The organism is Amycolatopsis sp. MJM2582, from assembly GCF_000754115.1.
Lineage (GTDB): Bacteria > Actinomycetota > Actinomycetes > Mycobacteriales > Pseudonocardiaceae > Amycolatopsis > Amycolatopsis japonica.
This window is the reverse complement of record NZ_JPLW01000003.1, coordinates 417,312-442,567: the sequence shown is the minus strand read 5'-3', so window position 1 is coordinate 442,567 and position 25,256 is coordinate 417,312. Positions and strand designations below refer to the sequence as shown.

Genomic DNA, 25,256 nt, shown 5'->3' with positions numbered 1-25,256 from the left:
GGTTTCCACCCTCACCGCCCACGGGCCGGCACCCCTCCCTGGCTTACTGTCGCGCTTCGGAGAGCCGGTACTCGACGCCACCGACCTCTTCGCCGCGCTGGTCGACCTGAGTCACGTTGACGGTGTACTGCTGTCCCCCTGCCGCCTCCGCTCCGGCGGTGAAGCTCAGCCTGGCGTCCACCTGTTCGCCGGACTTGAACGTCAGACCGCTGATCCGGGCCCGCTGCGGGTTCACGATGGCCAGCTCGGTCTCACCGATCCGTTCGACACCCTCACCCTTCGCTCCGGCTGCCCGCCAGCGTGCGGCGAGGTCGGGACCGAGATCGATGGTGATCCGCCCCGGGCCGGTGAACGGCCTGCCCGGCTGGGTGAAGACGATGTCGCCGACCGCGGTGGGGTCGGGACCGTCCCAGCCGAACACGATCGGCCGGTACTCGGGGACCTTGATCTTGAACGGCAGGACGTTCACGTTGTGCCAGCCGATGTTGTTGTTCTTGCGGGCGTTGGTGGACGTGCTCAAGCCTTCGGTCGGCAGGTCGGTCGGCGAAAGCCACCGCGCCAGCAGGCAGAAGTGCGAGCCGAACGGGACCGTCCACGGGATGGCGACCGTCTTGGTGCCATACGGTACGGACACGCCGGTCTTCGAACCGATGTAGGTCCACTGGCTCGCCCATTGGGCCACGGTGCCTTGTTTCGTGTAGTAGACCTGCAGTGTCCCCTTCTCGAGCCCGTCCCCGTACGGGCCGGGGTTGTTCAACGTGACATGGATGTAGACGTTCTCTCCCTGGTGGACCGGCTGGTCGGTGGCGCAGGGAGTCAATCCCTTGCACACCCGGATGTCGGGGCTGGAGTAGAGCGAACCGGTCGAGGGTTCGAACCCGACATCGGACGTGTTGTCGCGGATGAAGACGTCGCTCCGGTCCCCTGGTGCGGCCTGCACCGCCGGTGTGACCCCCGCGAACAGCGTCGCGGCGGCCAAGATGGCCGAGGCGAGCAGTGCTCGCCTGCGCCGCGGATTCCTGCTGATCATGTTCCCCTCCTAGGGCGAAACGTTCGACCCGTTGACCGTCGGTCAGGCCGGTTGTGGCGGGGTTGTCGAGATCGTGTGCCCTAATTGGCCGATTTCGGTGGGTCTTCGCCCGGATACGCTCACCGAGGTCAGATGCCGGAGGGAGCAGGGTGCCCGGGCCAGGGGAATTGCGGGTGCTGGGCCCGGTCGAAGCGATCGGCCCCACCGGGCGGGCGGAGTTGCACGGCGCCCGCCAGCGAGCCGTGCTCGGCGTTCTCGCCCTGCACGCGGGTTCGGTCGTCCCGATCCCCCGGCTGGTCGACGTGCTCTGGGGTGAAGATCCGCCGCGCACAGCGGTGAAGACCCTGCACAGCCACGTCGCACGGATCCGGCAGGCATTGGAGGACTGCGGGTTCCCGCTGGTCCTGCAGACGCGCAAACCCGGGTACGTCCTGACGGTCGCACCGTCCTCTGTCGACGCTCTTCGCTTCGAGGAAGAACTTCGTGCCGCCAAGCGGAGTAATCCCGGTCAGGCGGTGACGGCGTTGCGCGAGGCGTTGCGGCTCTGGCGCGGCGAAGCCTTCGCGGACGCCGGACTCGACGGCTGGGGCCTGCGCGAGGTCGAACGGCTCCAAGAATTACGGCTGTCCGCCTGGGAAGAACTCTGGGACGCCGAGCTCAGGCTCGGCGAACACGAAGAGGTTCTCCGGGAACTTCCGCGGCTCCGGGCCGAACAGCCGTACCGCGAACGGCTCGCCGCGCTGCACATGCTCGCCCTGCATCGCTGCGGCAGACATGCCGAGGCGTTGGAGACGTTCCAGGCCGTGCGCAGAGGGCTGGCGGACGAGTTCGGGGTCGATCCCGGACCGGAACTGGTCGAACTGCACACTTCGATCCTGCGCCGCGCACCCGAACTCGACGCACCCGCCCGCGGCACCGCGCCCGCACAACTCCCCGCCCGTGTCGGACACTTCACCGGGCGGCAGCAGGAGCTCGCTTCACTCGACGAGCTCCTCGACGAAGCCGAGCCGCCGGTCGTGGTGATCTCCGGGGCGGCGGGAATGGGGAAGTCCGCGCTCGCCGTGCAGTGGGCGCATCGCATCGCGGACCGTTTCCCCGATGGCCAGCTCTTCCTCGATCTCGCCGGGCACGACCCGAACGAGGCGCTCTCGCCGGGCGACGCGCTCGCGCATCTGTCGCGGGGGCTCGGTCTCCCTGACGACCGGCTGCCCGACGCGACGGCCGAACGCGCGGCGCTCTACCGCTCACTGCTGCACGGCAGGCGTTGCGTGATCGTCGCCGACAACGCGGGCGGCGTCGACCAGATCCTCCCCCTCGTCCCCGGTACGGCGAAGGCGATGCTGATCGTCACCAGCAGGCAGACGCTGGCGGCGCTCGGCAGCAGGCACGCCGTCCGGGTGTTCGCCCTCGACGCGCTGGCCGATCCCGAATCGATGACACTGCTCACCCGGGTGCTGGGCACCGACCGGATCGCCCGCGAACCCGCGCAGGCCGCACGACTGGCCAGGCTGTGCGACGGGATGCCGTTGGCGTTGCGGATCGCCGCCGCGCGCCTGACCGGCGAACCGAGTCGTCCGATCGCGGAACTCACCCATGAGCTGACCGGCGCCGGACGGCTGGAAACCCTTGCGGTGCAAGGGGATTCTCGGACGGTCAAAACCGTCCTCGCGAGTGCGTACCTGCCACTGGAGCATGCTCCGGCCCGGTTGTTCCGGCTGTCCGGGCTGTTCCCCGGGACATCGTTCAGCGCGGCACTCGGCGGCGCGCTGTGCGGGGTGCCCGCCGACGCGGGCCGGGCGGCGGCCGCCGAACTCTCCGCGGCGCACCTGATCACCCCGGCGGGCCCGGATCGCTATCGCCTCCACGACCTGATCCGTGAGTTCGCCGTCGCGTGCGCCCGCACCGACGAAACGACGTCGAGCCGCGCCGAGGCCGCGGACCGGTTGATCGACTGGTATCTGCACGTCGCCGCCGAGGCGAACCGGATCATCGACCCGAACCGCGATCTGGTCGTCCCGGCTTTGCGCCACCCGGCACCCGGAAGGCCGTTTCCGGCGGAAAGACGTGCGGCGCTGGCGTTCCTGGGGGCCGAGCGCCCGAATCTGCTGCCCGTAGTGCGCTTCGCGCGCGAACACTGCCGCAACACCGCCGCCTGGCAGCTCACCTACCTGCTCACGAGTTTCTACGACACGACGGGCGGCTGGAACGAGCGGATCGGGCTCTGCCGCGAGGGGGCCGCGGCGGCCGCCGAGCTCGACGATCCATTAGCTGAAGCGGAAATGCTGCGCGCGCTGGGCGCTGCTTACTTCATGACCCGCAGGCTCACGGACGCGCTCGAAACCAACGCTCGCGCGTTGAAGGCCGCCCGTGCGGCCGGCGATCTCGAAGGCGAAGGGCACATCTACAACAACACCGCGAACGCCTACGCCGCGCTTCGCCGGTTCGACGAGGCGATCACCGCGTACCGGCTCGCGGTCGAGCGGTGCACCTCGGCAGGCAACCGGCTCGGGCGGGCCCTGTCCCAGCGCAACCTCGGCCACGCCTACATTCGCCGGGGCCAGCCGATGGACGGTCTCAGCCCGCTGACGGCCGCGCTGGAGACGTTCCGCGAACTCGGCAACGCCCGGCTGGAAGCGGCCACCCTGGACACCCTCGGCGAGGCCTACGAGGAACTCGGCGATCACGACGTCGCGCTGGACCACCTCGGCAAGGCGCTGGCCGCGTCCAGGGCGATCGGTGACCGCTGGCAGGAGTGGGAGTCGTTGCTGCACGCCGGCCAGGTCCACCTCGCCCGCAAGGACTTCCGGGCCGCCCGGGACGACTTCGACCAGGCGCTGCTGATCAGCCGGGACGTCGGGAACCGGCACAGCGAGGCGGCCGCCCTCGACCGGCTCGGCCGCGCCCACCTGGGGCTCGGCGATCTGGCGTCGGCGAGGGAAAGCCTCGAGCGCGGCGTCGCCGTCCGGGCGGGTGTCCCGGATCCGTACGAGGAGGCACATCTGCACCGCGACCTCGGCGACCTGGAGACACGGTGCGGTGACACGGCCGCCGCGGCCGCCCACTGGGCTCGAGCGATCGAGCTGTACCGGCGGGCGAACGCGACGGCCGACGCCGACCTCGTCACCCGGCGGGGCTGATCACCACGGTGGAGGTCGCGTACACGAGCCTGCCCTGCGACGGCTCGAAGAACTCGACCCGCGCCTTCCCCGTTTGCCCGGGCAGGACCGTGAGTTCGGCGTATCCCCTCGTCTCACCACGCTCGAAGGTGACGACACCGTCCTTCACCGGCTCGTGGGCGGAGCCTTCGGTGCGGTAGCGGACCGTGAGCGGTCCCGCGAGCCACGGCCGGGAGAGCACGAGCGGCACCTTGCAGCTGGTGGCCTGCGCGAAGTTCGGCGGGAGCGACCAGCAGATCTCGCCTTCCTGCGTGGTGGCCAGCGGCACGGTCTTGACCTTGTCGTCGTCGGCCACCCAGGCCACGCCGACGCTGTGCCCGATCCGCACGCCTTTCTCGCCGTACAGGCGCAGCGAGAACATCTCGTCGTTCTCGACGAAGGAATCGGCGCGGACCTTGACCGCGACCGTCTGCGTGTCCGCCCGCCCGGACCAGGTCAGCGTGCCCGCGCGCGGCAGGTAGTCGACGCTCTCCTTCGCGACGAACGCCGGATCGACCGGCGAGCCGTTGCCCTCGATCGTCCGGTACTCGACCGAGCCCTGCGGCGCGCAACCGCCGTCGGCGAGTGAAACGGTGAAGAGAAGGGTGGTGTAGCCGGCGCTTGTGCCCTCGGCCTGGCTGACGCCGCTGACGTTCACCACGGGCGCGGTGCAGCCCGTTCCCGCGCCTTCTGCCGCCGGCACCGCGAGCCCGAACGCGATCGCGAACGACGCCCCCAGCGCCGCGATCCGCCTCATCCTTGATCCCATCGAGCGTCCACCCCTTCCGGCGGGCCGCCGCGGCCCGCTGCGACATGGGTATCCGAGTGAGGTTGTCGTGAGGTTGTGACCAGCGGAAGCAAACATGAAAATGATTCATGGCCATCCCCGCCCACGACGTACTACGCTTCGGTAACCAGGCAAAGAAGCGTGAGGAAGGGCAGTCGATGGGCGATGTTGCGGCACGGTTCGCCGAGATCGTCGGGGACGCGAACTTGCTGTCAGGCGAGGCGATCCCCGAGGACTACGCACACGACGAGGCTTTGACCACCTCGGCGCAGAGGCCCGCCCACCTGGCGAAACCGGGAAGCGCCGAAGAGGTCGCGGAGCTGCTTAAGGCGGCCAGCGAACACGGCGTGCCGGTCACCGCGCGCGGGTCGGGCACCGGCCTGTCGGGTGGTGCGCGGCCTCGCGAAGACGGCCTGGTGATCTCTTTCGAACGGATGAACGCCGTACTGGAGATCGACACCGAAAACCACGTCGCCGTCGTCCAGCCCGGCGTCACACTGTCCGATTTGGACGAAAAGACCTCGGAGGCCGGACTCGGCTACACCGTCTATCCCGGGGAACTGAGCGCGAGTGTCGGTGGCAACGTCGGCACGAACGCGGGCGGCATGCGCGCGGTCAAATACGGCGTCACCCGGCACAACGTCGTGGGCCTGCAGGCCGTACTGCCGACCGGCGAGATCATCCGGACCGGCGGCAAGACCTCGAAGGTGTCGACGGGCTACGACCTGACCCAGCTGATCATCGGCTCCGAAGGCACCCTCGCGATCGCCACCGAGGTCATCGTGAAGCTGTACCCGCGCCTGCCGCACGGTGCCACGGTGTTCGCCCCGTTCGAGACCTTCGACGAGGTGATGACCGTCGTCCCGAAGATCATCTCCAGCGGGCTCGCGCCGCACATCCTCGAGTACATCGACAACCTGACGCTCGCCGCGATCAGCTACAACGAGAAACTCAGCCTGGGCGTCCCGGACTCGATCCGCGACACCGCGCAGGCCTATCTGGTGGTGGCGCTGGAAAACCGCGACAGCGACCGGCTGCACTCCGACGTCGAGGAGCTCGGCGGGCTGCTGGGAGACCTCGGCGCGATGGACGTGTACGTGCTCGAAGGCCCTTCGGCACGCAAGCTCATCGAGGCACGGGAAAAGGCGTTCTGGACGGCCAAGGCGGCCGGTGCCGACGACGTCATCGACGTGGTGGTCCCGAGGTCCGCCATGCCCGAGTTCCTGCGCAAGGCGCGGGAAATGGCGATGTCGCGCGAGGCGGGCGCGCTCGGCTGCGGACACGCCGGCGACGGCAACGTCCACCTCGCCATCTTCTGCAAGGACACGGACAAGCGGAAGCAGCTGCTGACCGACATCTTCGCGCTGGGCATGGAACTCGGCGGCGCGATCTCCGGTGAACACGGCCTCGGGAGGGCCAAGGCAGGCTACTTCCTCGACCTGGAGGACCCGGCGAAGATCGCGCTGATGCGCCGGATCAAGGAAAGCTTCGACCCGGCCGGGATCCTCAACCCCGGCGTTCTTTTCGCTGAGAGGGCTTGAAAAGTGAGTGAGATGAACGGCGCCCAGTCCCTGATCCGCACCCTCGTCGACGCGGGCGTCGACGTGTGCTTCTCGAATCCGGGTACCTCGGAGATGCACTTCGTGGCCGCGCTCGACTCCGTGCCCGAGATGCGCGGCGTGCTCGGCCTGTTCGAAGGCGTCGTCACCGGCGCCGCGGACGGGTACGCGCGCATCGCCGACAAGCCGGCCGCGACCTTGCTGCACCTCGGCCCCGGGCTCGGGAACGGACTGGCGAACCTGCACAACGCGCGCCGCGCCCACACCCCGATCGTCAACGTGATCGGCGATCACGCGACCTACCACAAGCAGTACGACGCCCCGCTCGAATCGGATATCGAGGCCGTCGCCGGTTCGCTCGAAGGCTGGGTCCGCCGCTCGGAGCACACGAAGGACGTCGGTGCCGACGCCGCCGCGGCGGTCGCGGCCTCCCAGGACGCCCCCGGACAGGTGGCGACGCTGATCCTCCCCGCCGACGCGTCCTGGGGCGAAGGCGGCGAAACCTGCGCGCCCATCCCGCCCCGGATCCCGCAGGTCGTCGACGCGACGACGGTGAAGAACATCGCCGAAGTGCTGACCAGTGGTGAACCGGTCGCCCTGCTCGTCGGCGGCGGCGGCTGCCGCGAGGCCGGACTGCGCGCGACCAGCCGGATCGCGGCCGCGACCGGCGTGAAAACGTTCGTCGAGACCTTCCCCGCCCGGCTCGAACGCGGCGAGGGCCTGCCGACGATCGAGCGGCTGGGCTATCTCGCCGAGCAGGTCGCGTACCAGCTCGACGGGATCAAGCACGTGATCGTCGCCGGAACGAAGGCTCCGGTCTCGTTCTTCGCCTATCCCGGCAAGGCGAGCAACCTGGTACCCGAAGGCGCGCAGGTCCACGTGCTGGCCGAAGTCGCGCAGGACGTACCGCGGGCTCTGGCCGACGTGGCGGAACTGGTCGCGGCCGAGACCGAGCCGGTACTGCAGGAGGCCGCCCGGCCCGCGTTGCCGTCCGGGCCGCTGACCCCGCAGAACTGGGTCGAGGTGATCGGCGCGCTGCTGCCGGAACGCGCGATCATCGCCGACGAAGCGAACACGTCCGGGCTGTTGCTGCCCGCCGCGACCGCCGGTGCGCCCCGGCACGACGTGCTGACCCTGACCGGCGGCGCGATCGGCTACGGCATGCCCGTCGCGACCGGCGCCGCCGTCGCCGCACCGGACCGGCCGGTGATCAACCTGCAGTCCGACGGCAGCGCGCTGTACACGATTTCGGCGCTGTGGACGCAAGCACGGGAAAATCTCAACGTCACCACGGTCCTGCTGAACAACCGCGCGTACGCGATCCTGCGGCTGGAGCTGCAGCGAGTCGGTGCGGACGCCAACGGCCCCAAGGCGAACGAACTGCTCGACCTTTCCCGGCCGGACATGGACTTCGTCAAGATCGCCGAAGGCATGGGTGTCCCGGCGACCAGGGCGACGACCGCGGAGGAGCTGGCCGAGCAGTTCCAGCGCGCGCTCGCCGAGCCGGGACCGCACCTGATCGACGCGATCGTTCCGACGCTGTTCTGAGCGGAGTGCCCTTGCGTTGCGATGAAGTCCTTTCATCGCAACGCAAGGCGCGTCAGTGGACCGGAGCGACCAGCGGCTCGGGCTGACGTTGCTTCGGGACGAAAGCGGTCAAGACGAGCCCCAGGAGCGCCGCGCCGGCGGCGACCACGAAGCTCAGCCGGAATCCGGCCGCGGACGGGACGGAGACCCCGCCGACGGTGATCGCCAGCGACGCGAGCATGGACGCCATCACCGCGCTGGACGTCGACGTGCCGACGGAGCGCATCAGCGAGTTCAGCCCGTTCGCGGACGCGGTTTCGGTGACCGGCACCGAGCCCATGATCAGCGCGGGCATGGCCGCGTAAGCGATGCCCACCCCACCGCCGATGATGATCGACGCCGTGATCAGCTCAAAAGCGTTGTCCATCAACACGGTCGCGAAGACATACCCGGTCGCGATGGTGGTGGCACCGACCATCAGCGTCGTACGTGGTCCGTAGCGCTCGATGAGCCGGGCCGAAACCGGCGACAGCATGAACATGACCAGACCGTTCGGCGCGAGGCAGAGTCCGGCCTGCACCATCGTCAGGCCGAGGCCGTAGCCGGTCGACGCGGGCGCCTGCAGCAGCTGCGGGAACGACAACGCCATCGAGTACAGCGCGAAACCGATCATGATCGACGCGAGGTTGGTGAACAACACCGGACGCCGCGCGGAGACCCGCAGATCCACCAGCGGATCCCGGCGCCGCAGCTGGTAGGCACCCCAGATCAGCAGGATCACCAGCGCGCTCCCGCCGAAGACCAGCGTGCGGCCGCTGCCCCAGCCCCATTCGCCGCCCTTGACGATCGGCAACAGCAGGCAGACCAGGCCGACGGTCAACCCCAAGGCACCGAGGTAGTCGAACGGCGCCGGTGTCTTAACCGGTGATTCCGGCACCACGAAGAGGATCAGCAGGCCACACACGAGGCCGAGCCCAGCCGACGCCCAGAAGAGGACGTGCCAGTCGGCGTTCTGCGCGACCAGCGCCGACACCGGGAGCCCGATGGCACCGCCGACACCGAGCGTCGAACTCATCACCGAGATCGCGGCACCGACCCGTTCCGGTGCGAGCTCGTCGCGCATGATGCTGATGCCCAGCGGGATCGCGCCCATCGCGCAGCCCTGGAGCCCCCGGCCGACGACCATCAGCGCGAGCGAACTCGTCAGCGCCGACACCACCGAACCGGCGACCAGGAACCCCAGGCTGATCAGCAGCAACCGGCGTTTGCCGTAGAGGTCGCCGAGCCTGCCGCTCACCGGCATCACCACGGCTCCGGCGATCAGGGTCGCCGTCACCACCCACGACGCGTCCGACGGGGTCGTGCCGAGCAGCCGGGGGAATGCCGGGATGAGCGGGACGACCAGCGTCTGCATGAACGAGGCCACCAGCCCGCAAGTGGCGAGCACGACCACGAAGATCCGGGGCGAAGGTGCCCGTCCGACCGGTTTCACCATGCGCATCCCATGATCCGACCTTACACAGCACCACCCTTCCCAGTGAATGAACAACGGACGGGATCACAGCCAGGTGCGGACCCCACCGTGCCCGGAGCAGGTGCCGCGGCGATTCTGGCTGTAGCTGTACGAACCGTCCTTGCAGAGGGCGGTCGCACCGTCGGCCGCGCCGGGGCCGCTCGCCGGCCGATGGACGCACACACCGTCGGTGTTGCGGTAGTAGTCGCTTCCGCATTCCGCCGGGTTCGGTGCCTTCGGCGTCGCCTGCGTGGTCTTCGGACGCGGCTTCGTCGGTTTCGGCTCGACCTGCTTCGGTACCTCGACCGCGGCTGTGGTCGTCGGAACGAACTGCTGAGGTGTCGGCGTGGGCGTCGCCGCGGTCGTGGTCGTCGGCGGTGTCCACGTGCTGGTCGCCGGCGTCGACATCCGGCTGCTCGCCGGCGTGACCCGCCCGGTGGGCACGGTCTCCACCCCGCAGGCTCCGGCGACCAGAAGTCCGATCGCCAGTGCCATGCCCAGCTTCGTTGCGCTCTTCGGCATAACAACCTCCCCAGCACCTGGTAGTGCCGCGTAGTCGGGAGATCGTTCGCCGGTGTTAACGGCGGCCGCGGGTCAGTCGACCATCGTGCCGCAACTGATATTCAGCGCTGTCGCCGTCATGCTGCGCGCGTGGTCCGACGCGGCGAAGGCAGCCACCCGGGCGACGTCTTCGAGTGAAGCCGTCCGCTTGAGCATCGTCGCGTCGACCATGTCACGGATGGCGTAGTCGAGCCCGGCGCCCGCCGGGATCGTCTCCGGGATCCCGCCGGTGCGCAGGGTCACGACACGGATGCCCTGCGGTCCGAGCTCGCACGCCAGCCCTCGCCGCAACGCTTCCATCGCGCTGAACGCGACCTGGAGCCCACCGAGGTGATATCCCGGCAGCGGGTCACCGTCGCCGCCGAACATCAGGATCACCCCGGATCCCTGCTCGATCATGTGCCGGGCGGCCGCCCGTGCGGTCAGGAAGTTCGTCCGTACCGCCGTCCGGACCGGGCTTTCCAAGTCCTCCACCGACATTTCGACGAGCGGAGTGCCTTGGACGTCGTTGTGCGTGATCACGTTCATCGAGATGTCGACGCTGCCCGCCGTGGAGGCCACCGAAGCGGCATGCTCGACGATGGCGGTTTCGTCCAGCGCGTCGAATTCCGCCGTTTCCGCTTTCCCGCCCGCCGCCCGGATTTCGTCGGCCAGCGCGTCGAGCTTCTTCAAGGTGCGGCCGGTGAGATGGACGGTCGCGCCCTCCCGCGCGAAGCCGCGGGCCACCGCGCTCCCGATTCCACCCGCCGCACCGTAGATGATCGCGTTCCTGCCGTCGAGCAACATCGCTTCCTCCTACTTTCCATCCAGTGTGATGAGGCCTTCGGGCATTCCTTCCAGCTGAACGTCGGCCCACAGTGGGAGCCACGGGTCGATCTCGTGGAACCGGCGCAATTCCGCCAAACCGCTGAGCCAGCCCATCCACGAGCCGTAGGGCGGCTTCTCGTCGGAGAATCCACTTTGGACGAACGTCAGCTTGGTGCCGCCGCCGGACTCCTCGAGCTCCCAAGTGGCGACGACGCCGTCCTGGTACGCGAGCGACATCTTGGTGTCGGGCACCAGGTCGACGATCTTCGCCGGATTCGGGTCGTTCTCCAGCGACCCCATCGCCCAGCGGCCGCCGACCTCGGTCTCCGCCTCGATCCGGGCGCCGAACCAGCGCGTGAACACGGCGGGATCGGCGATCGAGGAGTAGACCTCACCGCGCGGCGCGTCGATCCGCACCTCTTCGCTCATCAGCGGGGAGGTGAGATCGCAACGGGCGGTGAGTGGCCGTCCTTCGACGTGGTCGACGAGGTTCGAGACGGAAAGGGCCCAGAACGTGTACATCATGCCGAGTGACGAATCCGGGTCGGCGAGCATCGCGGTGTAGTCCGGCAGACCGCTCTGGCTGAACGACAAGGACGTGCCGTCCCCGTCTTCCGTCAGCGCGATCTCGACGACGGTCTCCTTGCCGTCGACGGTCCACGCGAACCGCAGGACGTTGTCCTCGGCCAGCAACAGTCGCTGGCGCGGACGATCGCCGTCCGGCGTGTAACGGCCCCAGAACTCGTACCGGGACGGCAGATCGACTTCCGCGTACTCGGAAAGCCACTCGCGCAGTGCCCCGGGATCGGTCAGCGCGTGCCAGACCTCGGCGATCGGCGCGCGCAGGCGCACCTGGAACCTCGTCGGTTCAGTCACGGGCATCTCCCTTCGGGTAACAGGCCACGGCGAGCTTGAAGGCGTCGCCTTCCGCTCCGCCGTAGCGGGTGAACAGGTCCTGCAAAGTCGTCTTCAGTTCGTCGAGGAACTCCTGGCGCCGCTCGGGCTCCACCCGGATCTCGCCGGAAACGCCGATCGACGGCAGCTCCGGCGCGGCCCGGTCGAGCGCGGCGACGTCCGCCTGGACCTCCTCCATGAGGTCCACCAGGTAGCCCAGGCTCAGCTCGTCCCGCGCCACCCGCGGGCCGAGCCGTCCGACCAGTCCGGGTGACAGCCAGTACGAACGCGCGGTCGCCTGGTACACGCCCTCACTGACGGCGCGCACCTTCCGCTCCGACACCTGCTTCACGAGACCGGCTTCCACCAGTCGTTTCACGTGGTAATAGACCCGCTGGGGAGTCTGATCCAGCACCGTCGCCACCTCGGTGCACGACCGCGGCTCCGCGAGCTGCCGCAGGACGTCCACCCGCTGCGGTTTCAGCAACGCCTCCGCCTGCTCCAGCCGATCGAGGTACTCCACATCCTTCACGGCGTCACACCCTTGATCACAAAAATCAGTTTGAACGTAAAAATCCATTTTGTCAATCGGCCCGGATCGCGCTACTCTCGTCGTGTGGCGATCCTGCGGCGGCATGCGGCGGAAATCGCGGTCACCGCGGCGGTGATCGCGGGTTCCGTCGTGGTCTCGCTCGGGGACGGCGCGGAGACACCGCGCAACGCGGCCGTCGGCTGGGTCTGCGTGGCGCTCGCCTGCGCGGCGTTGTTCCTGCGCCGCCGGTACCCCCTCCCTGTCACGATCTTCACCGCGGTGTGCTGCGCGATCTACTACCCGCAGACCGATCCGGACGGATTCGTCCTGCTCGCGTTCGCCTTCGCGCTGTACAACAACGCCTCGACCGGGCGGATCCGGAGCGCGGCGGTCGTCGCGGCGGCCTCGATGGGCGGCGTCGCGCTCGGCGAGCTGGGGGCAGGCGCCTCACGGCAGGTGGACAACTTCGCCTTCCTGCTGATGGCGGGCTGGTTCATCGCGCTGGTCGCGGTCGGCGCCGTGACGTACTACCGCCGAGAGGCCGAGCGCACCAAGGAGGCCGAGGCCCAGCGAAGGGCCACCGACGAACGCCTCCGGATCGCGCGCGAACTGCACGACGTCCTCGGCCACAACCTGGCGCTCATCAACGTCCAGGCCGGCGCGGCCTTGCACGGCAAGGATCCAGCGAAGGCCCAGGAGGCACTGACCACGATCAAAAAGACCAGCAAGGAGGCTTTACGAGAACTCCGCGCCACCCTGGGCATGTTGCGGCAGGCGGACACACCGAGTCTGGCCAGGGTCACCGAACTGGCCGAGTCGGCGGGCGCGCACGGGCTGACCGTCCGGACCGAGATCGACGGCACGGCGACGGAACTGCCACCCGACGTCGAACACGCCGCGTTCCGCGTCGTCCAAGAGGCGCTGACCAACGTCGCGCGCCACGCCGCCGCGAACACCGTCGTGGTGCGGATCGGCTACACGCCCCATGATGTGTCCGTGCAGATCGACGACGACGGCCGGGGAGGCACGGCGGAGCCCGGCAATGGGATCCGTGGCATGACCGAACGGGCCGAGGCACTCGGTGGTGAACTCACCGCGGCGGCCCGCGAGGACGGTGGCTTCCGCGTGCGCGCCCGGCTTCCGCTGCGGGTGAAGAAATGATCCGGGTCCTGCTGGTCGACGATCAACGGCTGGTCCGCGCCGGGTTCAAATCCATTTTGGACAGTGAAGACGACATCAGCGTGGTCGCCGAAGCGGCCGATGGGCGTGAATCCCTCGAAGCCGCGCGCGAACACGAACCCGACGTCGTCCTGATGGACATCCGGATGCCGGTGATGGACGGCCTCACCGCGACCCGGCATCTGCTCGGAGATCCGGCGCGGGCCGGGACCAAGGTCGTCATCCTCACCACCTTCGATCTCGACGAGGACGTCTACGGCGCCTTGCGCGCGGGTGCCAGCGGGTTCCTGGTCAAGGACACCGAACCGGAGGAGCTGATCCACGGTGTCCGCGTGGTCGCCAGAGGCGACGCGTTGCTCGCGCCGTCGATCACCCGCCGCCTGATCTCGGAATTCGCCGGCCGGGTGGACCGGCCCGCCCCCTCGCCCACCCTGAACCGGCTCACCGAGCGGGAACGCGAGGTGATGAGCCTGGTCGCGGCCGGTCTGTCCAACGACGAGATCGCGAAGGAACTGGTGCTCAGCCCGGCGACGGCGAAGACGCACGTCAGCCGGATCATGACCAAAGTGGACGTCCGTGATCGCGCGCAGCTCGTCGTGCTGGCCTACGAATCGGGCATGGTCACCCCTCGCTGGTTGACCCCGTGACCACAACCCCGGTAGTACGGGAAGCGCCTTAGGGGTACCCAGAAGTTGCGGCCCGAGTGCCCGCCCGGGCCCGACGATATGCGCCCGGGAAAAGCCGATGCTGTCCGCCATGGACACCATCACTCTTTCCGAGAGGCGGCCTGGGGGCGGCCTTTCGAAGCTGGCGGGCTGGTCTCAACGCCACCGCTGGCTCGCCGTTTCGCTCTGGCTGCTCACCCTCGTCGGTGTCACGCTGGGCTCGCAGCTGGCGGGCAGCGCCTACCACGACGACCATTCCCTGCCGGGTACCGAATCCCAGCAGATCTCGGACCTGTTCAAAGCGCAGGTCCCCGCGCGGACCGGTGCGACGGCCGAGATCGTCTTCAAGACCGAGGGCGGACTCGCGACCGCACGCGGACCGATCGACACGATGCTCGCCGACGTCCGGAACCAGCCGCACGTGAAATCGGTGACGAGTCCGTTCGACACCCCGTCGGCCATCTCACGTGACGGCACGATCGGTTACGCGGCGGTCGCTTTCGACCTGGAGTCGAAAGACCTGCCGTACGACGACATCGTGCGCGTCGTCGACACCGCGAAGAAGGCGGAGACCACCGCGCTCCAGATCGAACTCGGTGGCGAGCCGATCAAGCGGACCAGCGGAGGCGGCGGCCCGTCGGAGGGTGTCGGGCTGCTCGCCGCGCTGGTGATCCTCGTCTTCCTGTTCCGCTCGATCCTCGCCGCCGGGCTGCCGGTGATCACGGCGATCTTCGCCGTCGGCAGCACACTCGGCGTGATCGTGCTCGTCAGCAGGTTCGTCGACATCGCGAGCTACACGGCGCCGCTGATGATGCTGGTCGGCTTCGGTGTCGGCGTGGACTACGCGTTGCTCATCTTTTCCCGCTATCGCGGCGAAATCCTCGGCGGTCTCGACCGCGAACAGGCGGCGCGGCGGGCGCTCGACACCGCGGGCCGGTCGGTGTTGTTCGCCGGTGGCACGGTGATCATCGCGTTGCTCGGCCTGCTCGCACTCGGCCTCGGTTCGCTGCGCGGGGTCGCTCTCGCGGTCGCGCTGACCGTGCTCGTGACGATGCTCGCCTCGATCACCCTGCTTCCGGCGCTGCTCTCGCTTTTCGGGCGCAGCCTGGAAAAGGGCATCCGCAAGCACGCCGCGAAACGCGAACACGGCAAGGCCTGGGGCAAGCTCGGGGACGCGGTGCAGCGGCGGCCGATGGTGCCGCTCGCGATCGGACTGCTCGTCCTCGTCGGGCTTTCCTTGCCCGCGCTGGGAATGCGCCTCGGATTCGCCGACGCGGGCACCGACCCGGAGACGTCGACCACCCGGCAGGCCTACGACCTGATGGCGGAGGGTTTCGGCCCCGGGTTCAGCGAGCCGTTGATCGTGGTCACCGAGAACGGCGACGGCGTCGCGCTGCAACGGAAACTCGAGACCACACCGGGAATCGCCAAGGTGACGCCGCCGATGGGCCAGGGTGTCACGACGGTTCTCGCCTTCCCCACGTCTTCGCCGCAGGACGCCGCGACCGCCGATCTGGTCGAGCGGCTGCGGACCGAGGTTCTGCCGGGACTGCCGGGCAAGTACCTGGTCGGCGGAAGTGTGGCGGCCGCGGTCGACTTCGCGGACGCCGTCGGCGACCGGTTGCCGCTGTTCGTGCTGGTGGTCGTCGGTTTGTCGGCGTTGCTGCTGATGGTCGTCTTCCGCTCGATCCTGATCCCGCTCAAGGCGGCCGTGCTGAACCTGCTGAGCATCGGCGCCGCGCTCGGCGTGATGACGGCGGTGTTCGGCGACGGCCTGTTCGGAGCACAGGCGGGACCGATCGAAGCGTTCGTGCCGGTGCTGATCTTCGCGATCGTGTTCGGGCTTTCCATGGACTACGAAGTGTTCCTGGTGTCCCGGATGCACGAGGAGTGGCGGCGTACCGGCGACGCGCGCCATGCCGTCCGCGAAGGGCTCGCCTCCACCGGTGGGGTGATCACGGCCGCGGCGGCGATCATGATCGTGGTGTTCGGCGCGTTCCTGCTCAATCCCGACCGGATGCTGGCGCAGTTCGGGCTCGGGCTGGCGGTGGCGGTGCTGGTGGACGCGTTCGTGATCCGCTGTCTCGTGGTGCCCGCGGTGATGCGGCTGCTCGGGGAACGCGCCTGGTGGCTGCCGCGGTGGCTGGACCGGCGGTTGCCGCACGTGGCGCTGGAACCGTCGTCGCGCTAGCCCCCGGATGCAATGAACGGTCCTTTCCTTGCAAATTTCGCAAGGAAAGGACCGTTCCTAGCACGTTAAGCGGGCGAAGCGGCCTTATTCGTAGATCTCGCCCTTCGCGGCCTTCTCGACCAGCGAAGCGGGCGGGGTGAAGTGGTCGCCGTAGCGCTCCGCGAGCTCACGCGCGCGGTCGACGAAGCCCTGCAGGCCACCCTCGTATTGGTTGATGTACTGGATGACGCCACCGGTCCACGCCGGGAAGCCGATACCGAAGATCGAGCCGATGTTGGCGTCGGCGACGGTGGTGAGCACGCCTTCGTCGAAGCACTTCACGGTCTCGAGCGCCTCGGCGAACAGCATGCGCTCCTTGAGGTCCTCGAAGGGAACCTCGGCGCTGCCCGACTTGAACGCGTCGCGCAGGCCCGGCCAGAGACCGGTCCGCTTGCCCGACTCGTCGTAGTCGTAGAAGCCGGAGCCGGTGGAACGGCCCTTGCGGTCGAACTCCTCCACCATCCGGTCGATGACGCCCTCGGACGCGTGCGCGTTCCAGGTGCCGCCGGCGGCCTCGATCGCTTCGCGGGTCTCCTTGCGGATCTTGCGCGGCAGCGTCAGGGTCAGCTCGTCCATCAGCTGCAGCGGCGGGGCCGGGTACCCGGCCTGCGAACCGGCCTGCTCGATCGACGCCGGCTCGACACCCTCGCCCAGCGCGGCCACGGCCTCGTTGAGGAACGTGCCGATGACGCGCGAGGTGAAGAAGCCGCGGCTGTCGTTCACGACGATCGGGGTCTTCTTGATCTGCAGCGTGTAGTCGAAGACCTTCGCCAGCGTGGCGGGCGAGGTCTTCTCACCGCAGATGATCTCGACCAGCGGCATCTTGTCCACCGGCGAGAAGAAGTGGATCCCGATGAAGTCCTCGGTCCGCTGCACGCCCTCGGCCAGCGCGGTGATCGGCAGCGTGGAGGTGTTGGAACCGAGCACGGCGTCGGGGTTGACGATGCCCTCGATCTCCTGGAACACCTTGTGCTTCAGCTCGACGCTCTCGAAGACGGCCTCGATCACGAAGTCGACGCCGGCGAAGTCCTCCGCCTTGTCGGTCGGCTTGATCCTGGCAAGCAGCGCGTCGGACTTCTCCTGCGTGGTCTTGCCGCGGGAGAGCGCCTTCTCCTCCAGCTTGACCGCGTAGCCCTTGCCCTTTTCGGCGCCTTCGAGGGTGACGTCCTTGAGCACGACGTCGATACCGGCCTTCGCCGAGACGTACGCGATCGCGGCGCCCATCATGCCCGCGCCGACGACGCCGACCTTCTTGGCGGTGTACTTCTCGAAGCCTTCCGGCCGGGAGCCGCCGGAGTTGATGCTCTGCAGGTCGAAGAAGAACGCCTTCGTCATGTTCTTCGAGACCTGGCCGGTGGCGAGGCTGATGAAGTAGCGGGTCTCGACGGTGATCGCGGTGTCGAAGTCGACCTGCGAGCCCTCGATGGCCGCGGCCAGGATCGCCCGCGGGGCCGGCATGTTGGCACCCTTGATCTGCTTGCGCAGGTTCGCCGGGAACGCGGGCAGGTTCGCCGCGAAGCTCGGGTTCGACGGGGTACCGCCCGGGATCTTGTAGCCCTTGACGTCCCACGGCTGCACGCCGCCCTCGGGGTTGGCCTTGATCCACGCCTTCGCGGCCGGGACCAGTTCCTCGACGGTGCCGACGAGCTCGTGCACGAGGCCGAGTTCCTTGGCCTTGGCCGGGCGGTGCCGCTGGCCCTGCAGCAGCACGTTCAGCAGCGCGCTCTGGATACCCAGCAGGCGCACGGTGCGGACCACGCCACCGCCGCCGGGGAGCAGGCCGAGGGTGACCTCGGGGAGGCCGATCTGGCTGCCCTTGACGTCGGCCGCGATGCGGTGGTGCGTCGCGAGCGCGAGTTCGAGGCCGCCACCGAGCGCGGCGCCGTTGATGGCGGCCACGACCGGCTTGCCCAGCTGCTCGAGCCGGCGCATCTGGCCCTTCATCAGGGAGCTGCTCTCGGTGATCTCGGCGGCGTGTTCCGGCTTGGCCTGGATCAGGTCGTTGAGGTCACCGCCGGCGAAGAAGGTCTTCTTGGCCGAGGTCAGGACGACACCGGTGATGTTGTCCTTCTCCGCCTCCAAGCGGTCGACGACCACGCCGAGCGACTCGCGGAAGTCGGCGTTCATCGTGTTGGCGGACTGCTTCGGGTCGTCCAGGGTGAGCACGACGATGCCGTCGGCGTCCTGCTCCCAGCGGATGGTCTTCGCTTCAGTCATTGTCTCTTCCTCAGACCCGCTCGATGATGGTCGCGACGCCCATGCCGCCGCCGATGCACAGGGTGACCAGGGCGCGGCGCGCCTGACGACGCTCCAGCTCGTCGACGACGGTGCCGACCAGCATCGCGCCGGTGGCGCCCAGCGGGTGCCCCATCGCGATGGCGCCGCCGTTGACGTTGACCTTCTCCTCGTCGAGGTGCAGGTCCTTGATCCACTTGAGGACGACCGAGGCGAAGGCCTCGTTCAGCTCCCACAGGTCGATGTCGTCCGGGGTGAGGCCGGCGATCTTGAGGACCTTCTCGGTGGCCGGGGTCGGGCCGGTGAGCATGATCGTGGGCTCGGAGCCGACGGTCGCGGTCGCCACGATGCGGGCGCGCGGGGTCAGGCCGAAGTCCTTGCCGATCTGCTCGTTGCCGACCAGGACCAGCGCGGCGCCGTCGACGATGCCGGACGAGTTGCCGCCGGTGTGGACGTGGTCGATCTTCTCGACCGAGTGGTACTTCTGCAGCGCGACGGCGTCGAAGCCGCCCAGCTCGCCGATGCCGGCGAAGGCGGGCTTGAGCTTGCCGAGGCCCTCGATGGTGCTACCCGGGCGACGGTGCTCGTCGTGGTCGAGGATCGTGACACCGTTGATGTCCTTCACCGGGACGACGGACTTCGCGAAGTAGCCGCCGGACCAGGCCGCTTCGGCCTTCTCCTGCGAACGCACGGCCCACGCGTCGACGTCCTCGCGGGAGAAGCCCTCGATGGTCGCGATCAGGTCGGCGCCGGTGCCCTGCGGGACGATGTAGTTGTCGTAGGCGGTGGCGGGGTCCATGAACAGCGCGCCGCCGTCGGAGCCCATCGGCACCCGCGACATCGACTCGACACCACCGGCGATGATCAGCTGGTCCCAGCCGGAGCGCACCTTCTGCGCGGCGGTGTTGGTGGCTTCGAGACCGGAGGCGCAGAAGCGGTTCAGCTGTACACCGGCCACCGACTCGGGAAGGCCCGCGTTCAGCGCGGCGGTGCGCGCGATCACCGCGCCCTGCTCGCCGACCGGGGACACGACGCCGAGGACGATGTCGTCGATCACGGCGGGGTCGAGGTTCGGGTGCCGGACCTTCAGCTCTTCGATGAGGCCGACCACGAGATCGACCGGCTTGGTGCCGTGGAGGGCACCGCCCTTGTTCTTGCCGCGAGGCGTACGGATCGCCTCGTAGATGTAGGCCTCGCTACTCACAGAAAAACTCCTCCGCGTACGGCGCTGTATCAGGGTTGAACGTACCGGCCAGTAACCATGCTAATGCCGATTAACATAAACCGCGATAACCCCATGGTGTCAATGGGTTGCGATGCACGCAACCGGCGCTATCGTGGGTTCACCTATGGATCACCCGACCGAGCGTTCACCGCGACCGCGCGACCGCAAGGCCCAGCTGGCCGGCCTCGCCGCGGAGCTCTTTCGCGCCCGCGGGTTCCACGGCGTCGGCATCAACGACATCGCCGCCGCGGCCGGGATCACCGGGCCCGCGCTGTACCGGCATTTCGCGGACAAGCAGGCCGTGCTGTCCTACGTCGTGCTATCCGGCATCGACGACATGGAGGCGGCCACCACCGAGACGCTCGCCGACGGTCTCCCCGTTCCCGCCCAGGTCAACGCCCTCTTGGGCACCCTCGCCGCGCAGGCGGTGGAGCGGCGCGAGGTCGCCGCGCTGTGGCGCTGGGAGGGCAGGCATCTGCCCAGGGAGCAGCGGCGCGAGATCCGCCGCCGGTCCGGCGCGGTACTCGAAGCGTGGTCCAAGGCGCTGCGCGCGTTGCGTCCGGATTTGACCGCCGACGACGCCGAGCTGCTGTGCTGGGCGGGGCTGAGCGTGTTCGGCAGTGTCTCCGTGCATCACACGTCCGTGGCGAAGAAACGCTTCGCGCAGATCCTGGTGCAGCTGGCGGAGTCGGTGCTGCATGTCACACTCCCCGAACCCGAAGAGACGGCGGATGAGACGCCGTCGATGGCGCTCGGCGAGCCGTCCCGCCGCGAGCAGATCCTCGCCGCGGCGACCGAGCTGTTCGGGCGACGCGGCTTTCGCTCGGTGAGCATGGAGGAGATCGGCGCGGCCGCCGGGATCGCCGGCCCCAGCGTGTACCGGCACTTCCCCAGCAAGGCCGCGCTGATGGTGGCGATCGGACATCGAGCGGCCGACCGGCTGGCGCTCGCCGCGGAACGCGCGCTGCGGACCGACGACGAACGCGACGCGCTCCGCAGGCTGGCGGCGTCCTATGTGCACACCCTGCTGCGCACGCCCGAACTGCTGGTGTCCTTCTCCGGCAGCCCCATGGAGCTGCCGGAACGCGACAAGGCGGACCTGATCCGGGTCCAGCGTGATTACGTCGCGCGCTGGATCGCGCTGACGTCGGAAGTCCACCCGGAACTGAGCCTGCGCGAAGTGAAGATCACCGTGCACGCGGCGCTGACCATCGCGAACGACCTCGCGCGCACCCGGCGGGTCAACGGCCGACCGAACATCGAGGCCGAGCTGACCGCGCTGACGCACGCCGTCCTGAAAGTCAGCTCTTAGCAAACTCAGGTGTCCCGCAAAGGCCGGCGGTGCACGATATGCGGCGTGCCCACGAAACGCGGCCTGCATCTGGTGACCCGGGACGAAGACCACAAGGTCACCACGCTGGAGCTCTTCTTCGACCTGGTCTTCGTCTACGCCATCACCCAGACCACGCAGCTGATGGCCGATCACCTCAGCCCGCTCGGCATCGGACAGGGCGTGGCGATGATCGCCGTGCTCTGGTGGTGCTGGTGCGCCTACGCCTGGCTGGCGAACACCCTGCACGTCGACCGCGGTATCGCCCAGCTCGCGATGTTCGCCGCGATGGGGACGATGTTCCTCGTCTCGCTGACCATCCCGGAAGCGTTCACCGACCTGCCCGGCGGCCTGTACGCGCCGCTGATGTTCGTCGGCTGCTACTTCCTCGTGCGGCTGCTGCATCTCACCGCGTACTTCGGCGCCGCCCGGACCGATCCGGAGCTGCGCAAGGTCGTCCTGAAGATGTTCGTCGGGCTGCTGCCGAGCGTCGCGCTGCTGACCGTCGCGGCGTTCTTCTCGGGCTGGGTGCAGCTCGGCATCTGGGCGGTCGCGCTGCTCGCCGACTACGTCAACGTCTTCCGGACCCGCTCCTCGGACTGGCGGCTGCACCAGCCCGGCCACTTCGCCGAGCGATTCGGGCTGATCGTGATCATCGCGCTCGGCGAGTCGATCGTGGCGATCGGCATCGGGATCAGCTCGTACCCGATGTCCTGGCCGATCACGCTGGCCGCCGTCTTCGGGCTCACGCTCGCTTCGGCGATGTGGTGGATGTACTTCGCCGTCGTCGCGCACGTTTCCGAACACAACCTGAAACGCGCCGAAGGCGTGGAGCGGGTGCAGATCGGGACGGACACGTACACGTTCCTGCACCTTCCGCTCATCGCCGGGATCGTGCTCGTGGCACTGGGACTGAAGAAGTCGCTGCTGTACGTGTCCGACACCGAGCACCACAGCCTTTCCGACGGTCTGCACGGAACGCCGATCTGGGCGCTGACCGGCGGGCTCGCGCTCTATCTGATCGCGTTGAGCGGGCTGCGGAAGCGGAACTTGGGCTCATGGAACCCGCAACGGCTGGTGCTCGCGGTGGTCCTGCTGGCGGCGACGCCGTTGCTGGAACTGGTGCCGGCGATCGTGCTGGTCGGGGTCGTGGCGGTGGCCGCGGTCGCGCTGGTGTTGTTCGAGAGGCGCAAGCTCGTGAGTAATCCGGGACTCCTCCACCCCCGGAATCACTCATCGGCGTGACGTTCGCCTCCCCCGTGGTAGCGCATCCGCCCGAGGGGAGTTAACCTACTCACGAGTAGGTAAGCGAGGCAGGGAGACTCACCGTGGGTGCGCCTAGGAAACGAGACGCGATGGGCCTTGGCCTGTCCGCGCTCACCCGGCTGGCCGGGAGCAAGGTCATTGAACGGGCCGGACTTCGGAAGCCCGTGCAGAACCTGGTCAGTGCCGGGACGCGCAACGGCTTCCGGGTCGCGGGCGCGGCGGGACGGACCTTCAAATCCGCCAAGAAGCTCGGCAAGCCCGCGCGGCTCGCGCCTGCCGAGGACACGGGACTGTTCGACCTCACCCCGAGTGAGGATCAGCAGCTCATCGTCGAGACCGTGACGGAGTTCGCGGCCGAGCAGCTGCGGCCCGCCGCGGCCGACGCCGACGCGAAGCTCCAGGCCCCCGAGGGTCTGCTGAGCCGCGCCGCCGAGCTCGGCATCACGCTCGTCGGCATCCCCGAGGAGCTGGGCGGCGTCGGCACCGAGCGGTCGGTGGTCACGAACGCGCTGGTCGCCGAGGCCCTCGCGCACGGCGACCTGGGGCTCGCGGTCGCGGTGCTCGCGCCGTCCGCGGTCAGCACCGCGCTGGTGTCCTACGGCGACGAGCAGCAGCAGGCGGACTACCTGCCCGCGTTCGTCGGCGAGAACGTCCCGGCCGCGGCGCTCGCGCTGCAGGAGCGCACCGCGCTGTTCGACCCGTTCAAGCCCGCGACCAAGGCCCGGCGCACTCCGAAGGGCTACCAGCTCGACGGCGTGAAGTCGCTGGTCCCGCGGGCCGCGGACGCCGAGCTGTTCATCGTGTCGGCCGATCTCGAAGGCCGTGGTCCGGCGCTGTTCCTCGTCGAGTCTTCGAACTCCGGTGTCACCATCGAGTCCGAACCGGCGATGGGCCTGCGCGGCGCGGCGACCGGGAAACTGCATCTGGAGAAGGTCGCCCTGCCCGCCGGAGCGCTGCTCGGCGGCGGCAAGGCCGAGGTCTTCACCGAGGTCGTCCGGCTCTCGCGCCTCGGCTGGGCCGCGCTGGCCGCCGGGACCGCGAAGGCCGTCCTCGACTACGTGGTGCCGTATGTCAACGAGCGCAAGGCGTTCGGCGAACCGGTGAGCCACCGCCAGGCCGTCGCGTTCTCGGTGGCCGACATCGCCATCGAACTGGAGGGGCTGCGGCTGGTGACGTTGCGCGCCGCTTCTCGCGCCGAACAGGGCAAGCCGTACGCCCGCGAGGTCGCGCTGGCCCGGAAACTGGCCGCCGACAAGGGAATGCAGATCGGCAGCGCCGGGGTGCAGCTGCTCGGCGGACACGGATTCGTCAAGGAGCACCCGGTCGAGCGCTGGTACCGCGACCTCCGGGCCATCGGCGTCATGGAAGGCGCCGTCCTTCTCTAGGACTTTTCGAAAGGCAATCATGATCAACCTTGAGGTTCCGAAGAAGGCCGGCACCCTGATCAACCAGGCGTACCAGGCCGCGGCCGAGGTGTTCCGGCCGATCTCGCGCAAGTACGACCGCGCCGAGCACACCTACCCGGCCGAACTCGACATGTTCGCCGCGCTGCTGGACGGGCTGAACTCCTCCGGCGAGGGCGGCGCGGGCGCGGCGGGGGTCCGCCGGTCCGAGAAGAACGAGAAACCGGGCAACCGCAACGGTTCCAACCTCAACATCGTGCTCGGCACGATCGAGATGTGCTGGGGCGACGTCGGTCTGCTGCTGTCCATGCCGCGCCAGGGGCTCGGCAACGCCGCCATCGGCTCGGTCGCCACCGACGAGCAGCTCAAGAAGTTCTCCGGGCTGTGGGCCGCGATGGCGATCACCGAACCGGACTGCGGCTCGGACTCCGCCGCGATCACCGCGACCGCGCGCCTCGACGGCGACGAGTACGTGATCAACGGCGAGAAGATCTTCGTGACCGCGGGCGAGCGCGCCGACGCCGTCGTCGTCTGGGCCACCCTGGACAAGACGAAGGGCCGCGCGGCGATCAAGTCGTTCGTCGTCGAGAAGGGCACCCCCGGCTTCGAGGTGGTGCGCGTCGAGCACAAACTCGGCATCCGCGCCTCCGACACCGCCGTGCTGCGCTTCGAGAACGTGCGTGTGCCGAAGGAGAATCTCCTCGGTACGCCGGAGATCGACACCGCCAAGGGTTTCGCGGGGGTCATGCAGACCTTCGACAACACCCGCCCGCTGGTCGCCGCGATGGCCATCGGTGTCGCCCGCGCGGCGCTGGAGGAGACCCGGAAGATCCTCACCGACGCCGGGGTGACCATCGACTACGACAAGCCCGTCCACAGCCAGCACGCGGCGGCCGCCACGTTCCTGCAGCTGGAGGCGGACTACGAGTCGGCGTACCTGCTGACCATGGAGTCGGCGTGGATGGCCGACAACCGCAAGCCGAACTCGCTGCAGGCCTCGATGGCCAAGGCGAAGGCGGGCCGGTCGGTCGTCGAGATCACGCTGAAATGCGTCGAGCTGGCCGGAACCCTGGGCTACACCGAGGAATCGCTGCTGGAGAAGTGGAGCCGGGACGCGAAGATCCTGGACATCTTCGAAGGTACGCAGCAGATCCAGCAGCTGATCGTGGCGCGCCGGATCCTGGGCAAGACGAGCGCGGAGCTCAAGTAAGGCGCGAGGCTCGTGGGTGGCAACCGTGGGTTGCGAAAGCCACTTTCGCAACGTTGAAGGTTGCGAAAGTGGCTTTCGCAACGTCGGCCGTGGCCGGGCGCGGGAACGCCGTGGCGATCATGTCGCGAAAGCCACTTTCGGGACATCA

19 protein-coding genes are annotated in these 25,256 nt (G+C 68.7%); 10 read left to right on the top strand and 9 right to left on the bottom strand.

What is annotated here, in order from left to right; genetic code table 11:
* Positions 1–43: 43 nt before the first annotated feature.
* Positions 44–1,030 (bottom strand): hypothetical protein, encoded by a 987-nt coding sequence (locus ED92_RS20785; RefSeq protein WP_037341198.1) that lies wholly within the window; start codon positions 1,028–1,030, stop codon positions 44–46.
* A 173-nt stretch (positions 1,031–1,203) separates the two neighbouring features.
* On the opposite strand from ED92_RS20785, the gene ED92_RS20780 reads away from it, so the two are divergent.
* Positions 1,204–4,167 carry a BTAD domain-containing putative transcriptional regulator gene (locus tag ED92_RS20780; protein WP_037341196.1) on the top strand — a complete coding sequence of 988 codons (2,964 nt, stop codon included), beginning with the start codon at positions 1,204–1,206 and terminating at the stop codon, positions 4,165–4,167.
* Here the strand turns inward: ED92_RS20780 and ED92_RS20775 are convergent.
* On the bottom strand, positions 4,151–4,942 hold the full coding sequence (locus ED92_RS20775; protein WP_037341195.1) for a Calx-beta domain-containing protein: 792 nt from the start codon (positions 4,940–4,942) through the stop codon (positions 4,151–4,153). The genes ED92_RS20780 and ED92_RS20775 overlap by 17 nt on opposite strands.
* A gap of 188 nt (positions 4,943–5,130) precedes the next feature.
* Between ED92_RS20775 and ED92_RS20770 the strand changes: the two genes are divergently transcribed.
* Together ED92_RS20770 and ED92_RS20765 are read left to right on the top strand one after the other, a co-directional pair.
* The gene (locus tag ED92_RS20770) at positions 5,131–6,513 is read left to right on the top strand and encodes an FAD-binding oxidoreductase (protein ID WP_037341194.1); all 1,383 of its coding nucleotides are present in this window, start codon (positions 5,131–5,133) and stop codon (positions 6,511–6,513) included.
* 12 nt (positions 6,514–6,525) lie between these two features.
* Positions 6,526–8,079 carry an acetolactate synthase large subunit gene (locus tag ED92_RS20765; RefSeq protein ID WP_037341193.1) on the top strand — a complete coding sequence of 518 codons (1,554 nt, stop codon included), beginning with the start codon at positions 6,526–6,528 and terminating at the stop codon, positions 8,077–8,079.
* Between the two features lie 52 nt (positions 8,080–8,131).
* Here the strand turns inward: ED92_RS20765 and ED92_RS20760 are convergent, their stop codons facing one another.
* The 5 genes from ED92_RS20760 to ED92_RS20740 all read right to left on the bottom strand — a co-directional run bounded on the left by ED92_RS20760 (position 8,132) and on the right by ED92_RS20740 (position 12,365).
* A complete protein-coding gene (locus ED92_RS20760; protein WP_037341190.1) occupies positions 8,132–9,559 on the bottom strand; it encodes an MFS transporter in 1,428 nt (475 codons plus the stop codon).
* A 57-nt stretch (positions 9,560–9,616) separates the two neighbouring features.
* The gene (locus ED92_RS20755; RefSeq protein ID WP_235213338.1) at positions 9,617–10,093 is read right to left on the bottom strand and encodes a DUF3761 domain-containing protein; all 477 of its coding nucleotides are present in this window, start codon (positions 10,091–10,093) and stop codon (positions 9,617–9,619) included.
* 72 nt (positions 10,094–10,165) lie between these two features.
* The gene (locus ED92_RS20750) at positions 10,166–10,918 is read right to left on the bottom strand and encodes an SDR family NAD(P)-dependent oxidoreductase (protein WP_037341184.1); all 753 of its coding nucleotides are present in this window, start codon (positions 10,916–10,918) and stop codon (positions 10,166–10,168) included.
* A gap of 9 nt (positions 10,919–10,927) precedes the next feature.
* A complete protein-coding gene (locus ED92_RS20745) occupies positions 10,928–11,821 on the bottom strand; it encodes an SRPBCC domain-containing protein (RefSeq protein WP_152610979.1) in 894 nt (297 codons plus the stop codon).
* The gene (locus tag ED92_RS20740; RefSeq protein WP_037341182.1) at positions 11,808–12,365 is read right to left on the bottom strand and encodes a transcriptional regulator; all 558 of its coding nucleotides are present in this window, start codon (positions 12,363–12,365) and stop codon (positions 11,808–11,810) included. Before ED92_RS20740 ends, ED92_RS20745 begins: the two co-directional genes overlap by 14 nt.
* A gap of 84 nt (positions 12,366–12,449) precedes the next feature.
* On the opposite strand from ED92_RS20740, the gene ED92_RS20735 reads away from it, so the two are divergent.
* From ED92_RS20735 to ED92_RS20725, 3 genes are all read left to right on the top strand, one after another.
* Positions 12,450–13,526, top strand: coding sequence for a sensor histidine kinase (locus ED92_RS20735; RefSeq protein ID WP_037341180.1), 1,077 nt, complete (start codon positions 12,450–12,452; stop codon positions 13,524–13,526).
* A complete protein-coding gene (locus tag ED92_RS20730; protein WP_037341177.1) occupies positions 13,523–14,191 on the top strand; it encodes a response regulator transcription factor in 669 nt (222 codons plus the stop codon). Before ED92_RS20735 ends, ED92_RS20730 begins: the two co-directional genes overlap by 4 nt.
* A gap of 109 nt (positions 14,192–14,300) precedes the next feature.
* Complete coding sequence (locus tag ED92_RS20725; protein ID WP_037342483.1) at positions 14,301–16,400, top strand: MMPL family transporter; 2,100 nt, start codon at positions 14,301–14,303, stop codon at positions 16,398–16,400.
* 84 nt (positions 16,401–16,484) lie between these two features.
* Here the strand turns inward: ED92_RS20725 and ED92_RS20720 are convergent, their stop codons facing one another.
* Both ED92_RS20720 and ED92_RS20715 read right to left on the bottom strand, forming a co-directional pair.
* A complete protein-coding gene (locus ED92_RS20720; RefSeq protein ID WP_037341174.1) occupies positions 16,485–18,656 on the bottom strand; it encodes a 3-hydroxyacyl-CoA dehydrogenase NAD-binding domain-containing protein in 2,172 nt (723 codons plus the stop codon).
* Between the two features lie 10 nt (positions 18,657–18,666).
* Entirely contained in the window at positions 18,667–19,878 is a 1,212-nt protein-coding gene (locus ED92_RS20715; RefSeq protein WP_016337012.1) for an acetyl-CoA C-acetyltransferase, read from the bottom strand.
* A gap of 145 nt (positions 19,879–20,023) precedes the next feature.
* On the opposite strand from ED92_RS20715, the gene ED92_RS20710 reads away from it, so the two are divergent.
* The 4 genes from ED92_RS20710 to ED92_RS20695 all read left to right on the top strand — a co-directional run bounded on the left by ED92_RS20710 (position 20,024) and on the right by ED92_RS20695 (position 25,108).
* Complete coding sequence (locus ED92_RS20710; RefSeq protein ID WP_037341171.1) at positions 20,024–21,211, top strand: TetR/AcrR family transcriptional regulator; 1,188 nt, start codon at positions 20,024–20,026, stop codon at positions 21,209–21,211.
* 45 nt (positions 21,212–21,256) lie between these two features.
* The gene (locus ED92_RS20705) at positions 21,257–22,474 is read left to right on the top strand and encodes a low temperature requirement protein A (RefSeq protein WP_037341169.1); all 1,218 of its coding nucleotides are present in this window, start codon (positions 21,257–21,259) and stop codon (positions 22,472–22,474) included.
* A gap of 110 nt (positions 22,475–22,584) precedes the next feature.
* On the top strand, positions 22,585–23,880 hold the full coding sequence (locus ED92_RS20700; RefSeq protein ID WP_037341167.1) for an acyl-CoA dehydrogenase family protein: 1,296 nt from the start codon (positions 22,585–22,587) through the stop codon (positions 23,878–23,880).
* 19 nt (positions 23,881–23,899) lie between these two features.
* Positions 23,900–25,108 (top strand): acyl-CoA dehydrogenase family protein, encoded by a 1,209-nt coding sequence (locus ED92_RS20695; protein WP_016337016.1) that lies wholly within the window; start codon positions 23,900–23,902, stop codon positions 25,106–25,108.
* The last annotated feature ends 148 nt before the right edge of the window (positions 25,109–25,256 follow it).

Coding starts and splice junctions, on each gene's coding strand:
- ED92_RS20725 (WP_037342483.1), top strand. CDS start 14,301: ATGGACACCATCACTCTTTCCGAGAGGCGGCCTGGGGGCGGCCTTTCG.
- ED92_RS20720 (WP_037341174.1), bottom strand. CDS start 18,656: ATGACTGAAGCGAAGACCATCCGCTGGGAGCAGGACGCCGACGGCATC.
- ED92_RS20775 (WP_037341195.1), bottom strand. CDS start 4,942: ATGAGGCGGATCGCGGCGCTGGGGGCGTCGTTCGCGATCGCGTTCGGG.
- ED92_RS20700 (WP_037341167.1), top strand. CDS start 22,585: ATGGGCCTTGGCCTGTCCGCGCTCACCCGGCTGGCCGGGAGCAAGGTC.
- ED92_RS20730 (WP_037341177.1), top strand. CDS start 13,523: ATGATCCGGGTCCTGCTGGTCGACGATCAACGGCTGGTCCGCGCCGGG.
- ED92_RS20765 (WP_037341193.1), top strand. CDS start 6,526: ATGAACGGCGCCCAGTCCCTGATCCGCACCCTCGTCGACGCGGGCGTC.
- ED92_RS20710 (WP_037341171.1), top strand. CDS start 20,024: ATGGATCACCCGACCGAGCGTTCACCGCGACCGCGCGACCGCAAGGCC.
- ED92_RS20770 (WP_037341194.1), top strand. CDS start 5,131: ATGGGCGATGTTGCGGCACGGTTCGCCGAGATCGTCGGGGACGCGAAC.
- ED92_RS20695 (WP_016337016.1), top strand. CDS start 23,900: ATGATCAACCTTGAGGTTCCGAAGAAGGCCGGCACCCTGATCAACCAG.
- ED92_RS20745 (WP_152610979.1), bottom strand. CDS start 11,821: ATGCCCGTGACTGAACCGACGAGGTTCCAGGTGCGCCTGCGCGCGCCG.
- ED92_RS20785 (WP_037341198.1), bottom strand. CDS start 1,030: ATGATCAGCAGGAATCCGCGGCGCAGGCGAGCACTGCTCGCCTCGGCC.
- ED92_RS20760 (WP_037341190.1), bottom strand. CDS start 9,559: ATGCGCATGGTGAAACCGGTCGGACGGGCACCTTCGCCCCGGATCTTC.
- ED92_RS20755 (WP_235213338.1), bottom strand. CDS start 10,093: ATGCCGAAGAGCGCAACGAAGCTGGGCATGGCACTGGCGATCGGACTT.
- ED92_RS20750 (WP_037341184.1), bottom strand. CDS start 10,918: ATGTTGCTCGACGGCAGGAACGCGATCATCTACGGTGCGGCGGGTGGA.